Genomic DNA, 6,000 nt, shown 5'->3' on the forward strand with positions numbered 1-6,000 from the left:
TTAAAGGCTGGTCAAATTATCTAAGGTTAAGTTAAGTATATTGTTTTAATAATTAATATAATAATACACTTTTTTTTCGCAAATGCCCATTTTCTACGTATAAATACTTATTTATTTTTTTCGGTATTTCTACTCTTCCCTAATTTCTGTTTCAGAGCAATATTTGTATCGCAATAAGGGCGTATGATACCGGTTAAGAAGCTTCGGTTATACGCCCCTGAGCAGGAGCTAACTCGAAAATCCTTTTAAAGAGTAGAGACCATTATTTAACTTTTAAATTTACTACTTATGGCAATTTCACCAGCAAGCGATTCCAATGAAATCGTTTATATCCAAATCGTTATCGATACCGAAGCTATTATAGCCGATAACCCTTCTCCAAGTACCAACGCAGATAGCCCCACCGGCCTGGCGCATAATTATATGTATATGGTAGCCACCAGGGGCAATGTATTTACGCCGCAATCTGAAGGAACGGCAGACCTTAACGTAAAGGCCATTACCGGCGATGTTATCCGCTGGTACGCAGTATCTGAAAATGGCAATTTTGACACCGCCGTAGCTATTTACAAAATTGCACGATACGACAGCAGCGATGATGTATTCAGCGCAGTTGACTTTAACGTATTTAACAGGACAGGTATCCTGCCAACCGACAGAGCCACATTCCCGATTACATTTTCGTTACAGAGTTACTGGTTCAACAGTGCAACCATCCTTAAAACCGGAACAGAAAACTATAGTATCAGTTTTGCACTTTACCGCCACACGAGGGACCAGGCAGAGCCGGTATTATTCGGCTACTTTTGGTGGGATCCAACGCTTACCATTCAGTTTTAAACCAAGGCGAGGTAAAACGCTGCATAGTTAACAACAGTTAGCAGTTCCCCATGCCAAAGCCCTGAGCGGTTTAACCGCTAATAGCCGACTTGTGATTTGTTACTCAAAACGCAAGTTGGCTATTTCATAAAGCGGCTTTTATAAGTATCAAGTCACAAGTATCAAGTATCAAGATTTTTTTGTCTATGGAATCAATTAAAGCATATTATGTTATCCGTCAACCGATAGATTCATGAATGATATCTTTTTGAGACACATAGCTAGTCTACCGTCCAAAAGCCCTCGAGGTAAAGCATATAGCGACCAGGTTGAAACTCGCCGTAGGCAAAAACAATTATGGTATTGCCCTTTTTATGGTAATATAGCCTTAGGTTATTGCTGCCTTTATATAAATTCAGGAAACCGCCATCGGTAGCAAAAGCCCCGGTTTTTATGATGAATGTAAAGTCGGCATCGCTGACAATCCCTTGCAGGTCTTCAAAGGTATTATTGGCAAAGTCGTCCAGTTTTATGGTTATGCCCAGGGCTGTTTCACGGCTCAAATCAATTGATTTGTGCAGCATCTCCTGTTCGTGACCGTCAAATATGAGCGACTTTGCCTTTTTATAGTTGATTATCATTTGGGGCCTTCTTTATCTTTTTGTTCGGCAATATACCCCCCTTTTTTCAGATCGTTGATATTATATGGCAATTCAAACTGAATACCTAAACCGGGCTTATTAAACCAGGGGATAATTTGTCCGCGTTTGACACTGTCAATGGGTTTTATAATCTTATAAACCCTATAAGGCGACTGTAAGGTTTTATCGGGCAAAGCGCGTTGCGGGAACGGCACACCTACAAATGATACAAAGGTGCCCTTGTCCTGGAAAACACTATCGGCATCGTAATAACCTCCATAGCGATCAACCAGCAGACCGGCCTGCAGCGTAATCATTTTTAGCGAGAGGGCGCCACGGTTTGGGGGCCAGCCGCCATTAAGGTTGTTTGTGCTGAAAAACTGTTCCAATGCGGCCCATTTTTCATATTTCCAAAGTTGCCAGGCAGTTTGGGCAAGCGGCTTTTTGGTACTGTCGGCAAAATCGGCGACTGAGGCAACAAAAACACTGTACGAAACGCCGCGTACAAGGCTGTCATTTTTTTGATGTTCTCTTCCTGAACCGGTTATGTGTTTGTGTGTTTTTTTGGTGTGCCCAGTTTGCGCATCCACAACAAAAGGCAGCAGTACTGCCAACAGCAGTATTCTTATTGTTTTCATAGGACAAGATATTTGGTTTATTAATTAGCTTAAAGTTAATATATGTAAATACTTTATCAATACAAACCGGCATATTTATTTTCAATAATATGTTGATATAACTAAAAATATCAAAGCAATCCATTTTGGTGTCCCTGCCGCTAAAACCGCTACATTTGTTAGCATGCTCAAAAAGCTTGATACTGGCCATTGACTTCGTGACATCAACTATTGATTATCAAAAACAATTGTACGGCATTCATGTATACTGTACATGTATGCCATTCCTCTGTATCTCCTTATCTTATTGACATTTAGCGGTTGCGGTGGTTGCGGCCATGAGGCGGTGGTAATTAACGGGCAAACGTTACTGCGTCGTGATACCCTGCCGCCGCCGGCTCCGGATAGCGCGGAATTTGTTACCAGGATAAAAACTATAGGCACAAACCCCGATAGCCTGGTTGCATTTGCCCAAAGCCTGCGGGGTATCCCCTATCTATACGCCTCAACCGATCCGGCGCAGGGATTTGATTGCTCGGGCTTTATAACTTATGTGTTTAACCATTTTAAGATAGCCGTACCCCGGAGATCGATGGATTTTGACCACGTACACAACCAGATTCCGCTAAGGGAGGCCAAAACCGGCGATCTCGTGCTGTTCACCGGCACCGATAGTACCGACCGTGTACCTGGACACATGGGTATTTTAATTGTAAAACCCGGCCAACCAATGGTGTTTATCCACTCCACCTCGGGCAAAGCTAAAGGTGTTACCGAAACGCCTTTCAGCCCATATTATGATGGCCGGTACTTGAAAACAATAAGAGTATTTGAAGGAGAGTAGCAAGTAGTTAGTATCAGATAGCAAGATTTTTTTTGCCGGGAGATGTGATAGGCGGGAGGTAAAATAGTACAAACATCCGATAGTTCAACAAATTTAAATTTCGGTTAAGTTTTTTACGCCGCAGGAACTATTTACACAAAAACAACGTTTGTATCGAAAATACTGAAACCATGAAAAAGATATTTACTAAAACAGTACAACTACTGTCAGTTGCCATTTGCCTTACTCCTACCCTGGCGAAGGCGCAAAACGCCGATACCGTTAAAACTAAAAACTGGATGCACAGCGGCTGGCATAAAGACATGACCGGCGGCCTTGAATTACAAGCCGAGTACCGTAAAAATAACGTACGCGATATTAATGCTTATTTGGCGCCCAAGGGTTTCCCGATGCTGGCCAATAACAGCACCTGGTTTAACCTATCAATGACCAGGATGTATAACAACCGCTTTATTACAACACTGGGTATTGGCGGCACAGCGCCCGAGTCGGTAACTGCTAATGACGTAAAGGTGTCAATTTTCAGGGGGCAAATCCAGATTGGGGCAGGGTATAACCTATCTGCCAACACAGCTTATCGTTTTTATCCTACTGTGGGCCTTAATTTCCAAAACTCGTTCCTGAAGGTGAAGGATAAAGGCAACATTAATAGCACTACCGATTTTGGGCAGGAGATTACCCAAAGCTCATCAAGCAAAACGCTTAACCAGCATACCTTTGGCATCGAGCTTGGCGGCGGCTTTGACTATGTGATACACCTCAAATCAAAACAAATGGATTGTGTCACCGTCGATCGTACCATCCCGATCGGTATCCGCGCCGGCTACTACATCGCTGCCAACAACAGCGACTGGAAGGTAGACGACCACAAACTTACAACCGGCCCCGACAGCAAACCTAACGGCGTGTTTTTAACCCTTGTACTGGGTTTGGGCTACGGGGTACATAAAAATTAGATTTGAGATGTTAGATATGAGATTTGAGACAAAAGATTCTTATCCTTTGTCTCAAAGTCTTTGCCTCTTTGTCCGTAAGCTCCCCCTTCAGGGGGCCGGGGGGCTAATCAACTATATAAGCCAGCTTTGCATTTTTGTAGGCTGGCTTTTGTAATTGCAGCTTCAGCTTTTTAAAGCTTTCTATAGGGCCCTGGGTTACAAACATATTTACCAGCCAGGACGGGATATTCCCTCCGGGATCGGCATGAAGGGTGTACTCTATTTTCACCTTACCATCGCCGGTTGGCGTTATAATCCATTTGCCGGTTGATTCTTCTATCCGTACGGTATTGGGCTTGCGGGGCACCATATCTGCAATACAGGGAGCATCAACGGTGATTACTTTGGTAGCAGGGTCCTGCGTAACTTTTATGTGGGCAATAAAATCGCGGTTGTGCACCGGCCAGGGCACATTAACCAGCGAGTAGTAATATAATTCTGACGGCGACACCTGTTTGATAACATAGCTGGAAGCGGTATGGTAAACCCAGCCGTCGCCATTGCTGATATCCATTAAAACCGCCACCAGTTGCGATGGTGTTGCGTCAAGACTGCACTCCACTTTGATAGCTTTAACTTTTGAGGTGGCAACGTTGCGGGTATAAACTTTAATACCGTCGTCGTTTTTATCAAGGGTCCAACTACCATCGGGGTTTGCAAAGGCAAAATTCACAACCAACAGAAGTAGCAAGGTTAATTTTTTTTTCATGTTATTACGGGTTACAGGATCCGTTACATCAAAACTATAAGGCTTATTTATTTTGCTTGTCAGTACAAGGTCATTTGCCCTAAGGTTAATATAAATGTGAAATTGCGATGGCAATTCGCCCGGACATAGCCGGTGTAAAAGGATTGAATAACCGAACGCTTAAACTTCCCCTTTAGGGGGCTGGGGCAACATCATATTAAGAAAAATAGAAGGGCAAATAATATCGACCATTGAATTTCGAATGTCCAACATCGAAGTTTTTCCTTCATTATTCGGTGTTGGATATTCGATGTTCGATATTAAATCGACCTTAATTCCGTTGGGACCTTGGGACTTATTCTGTTATGTAAGATACTTTTACGTTTTTATACGCAGGTTTTTGCAATTGTAATTTGAGTTTTTGGAAGCTTTCGGTTGGGCCTTTGGTGGCAAACATATTGCTCAGCCACGCGGGGATACTGCCACCGGGATCGGCATGCAGGGTGTACAATACTTTCACTTTATCTTTACCAACAGGGGTAAGTACCCATTTGCCTTTTGAATCGGCCACGCGCACCACACCGGCCTTTCGGGGTACCATATCAGGGATGCAGGGTGCATCAACAGTAATGACTTTGGTAACCGCATCCTGCGATACTTTAATATGGGCTATAAAATCGCGGTTGCTCACCGGCCAGGGCACCTCCACCATCGAATAGTAATACAATTCCGATGGCGATACCTGCTTTATTATATAGTTTGATGAGGTATGGTACAGCCAATCCTCGCTGTTTTTTACGTCCATCAAAACGGCTACCAGCCGCGAGGCCGGAACATCAAAATGGCACTCCACTTTAATGGCGTTTATTTTTGAGTTGGGTACTTTGCGAGTATAAATTTTTACGCCGTCGTTACTGTGTTTTAATACCCAACCCTCGTCGTTTTGGGCAAATGCTGTATTTACAATCAGCAGGATTAATAATGTTAATTTGTAGTACATGGTAGCAAAACGGGTTGCAGGTCCCCGATGCAACAAAGCTATATACAAAACAGGCCGGTTGTAATACCGGCCTGTCAGTTTAACGTCATTTAGAAAGCCTCACCCAAAAATATTGTGTACACCTCTTTTGATCCTTTATCATTTAATAAAAAAATGTCATTTCCTTTGGTCTAAAGATAACAATATTAAGATTTGTTATTGTTAGAAACGGGGGGTGCAGGGGGGTGTTAAAAACTAAAAAGTTTGTGGATAACGTTAAATAAAAAGGCAGGGTGAACTTTTGTCATTTCTGGTTTTGGAGAACCTGCGTTCGTATTAGTTCCCTGCCTTTTAAGATTGCCCAAGGCCCAGCTAGAATAATTCTCTTGATTCATCAAAGGTAATTGGCAAAAGGCA

Annotated in this window: 7 protein-coding genes; 3 read left to right on the forward strand and 4 right to left on the reverse strand. The window is 42.9% G+C overall.

The features are described 5' to 3' along the window. Positions 1-288: 288 nt before the first annotated feature. The gene (locus AC1DXF_RS11855) at positions 289-840 is read left to right on the forward strand and encodes an inclusion body family protein (protein WP_477448791.1); all 552 of its coding nucleotides are present in this window, start codon (positions 289-291) and stop codon (positions 838-840) included. A 260-nt stretch (positions 841-1,100) separates the two neighbouring features. On the opposite strand, the gene AC1DXF_RS11860 is transcribed toward AC1DXF_RS11855, so the two are convergent. Together AC1DXF_RS11860 and AC1DXF_RS11865 are read right to left on the reverse strand one after the other, a co-directional pair. Further along, entirely contained in the window at positions 1,101-1,460 is a 360-nt protein-coding gene (locus tag AC1DXF_RS11860) for a hypothetical protein (protein WP_477448793.1), read from the reverse strand. Next, positions 1,457-2,098, reverse strand: a complete 642-nt coding sequence (locus tag AC1DXF_RS11865; RefSeq protein WP_477448795.1) for a TNT domain-containing protein — start codon at positions 2,096-2,098, stop codon at positions 1,457-1,459. The genes AC1DXF_RS11860 and AC1DXF_RS11865 overlap by 4 nt, the downstream gene beginning before the upstream one ends. Before the next feature lie 253 nt (positions 2,099-2,351). Here AC1DXF_RS11865 and AC1DXF_RS11870 point away from each other — a divergent pair, with 253 nt between their 5' ends. Continuing rightward, positions 2,352-2,921 (forward strand): C40 family peptidase, encoded by a 570-nt coding sequence (locus AC1DXF_RS11870; protein ID WP_477448797.1) that lies wholly within the window; start codon positions 2,352-2,354, stop codon positions 2,919-2,921. 170 nt (positions 2,922-3,091) lie between these two features. After that, positions 3,092-3,877, forward strand: coding sequence for a hypothetical protein (locus AC1DXF_RS11875; RefSeq protein ID WP_477448799.1), 786 nt, complete (start codon positions 3,092-3,094; stop codon positions 3,875-3,877). 103 nt (positions 3,878-3,980) lie between these two features. On the opposite strand, the gene AC1DXF_RS11880 is transcribed toward AC1DXF_RS11875, so the two are convergent. Both AC1DXF_RS11880 and AC1DXF_RS11885 read right to left on the reverse strand, forming a co-directional pair. Beyond that, on the reverse strand, positions 3,981-4,625 hold the full coding sequence (locus AC1DXF_RS11880; protein ID WP_477448801.1) for an START domain-containing protein: 645 nt from the start codon (positions 4,623-4,625) through the stop codon (positions 3,981-3,983). A 334-nt stretch (positions 4,626-4,959) separates the two neighbouring features. After that, positions 4,960-5,604 (reverse strand): START domain-containing protein, encoded by a 645-nt coding sequence (locus tag AC1DXF_RS11885; protein ID WP_477448802.1) that lies wholly within the window; start codon positions 5,602-5,604, stop codon positions 4,960-4,962. Positions 5,605-6,000 lie beyond the last annotated feature (396 nt).

This window comes from Mucilaginibacter sp. P2_A5, from assembly GCF_056404995.1.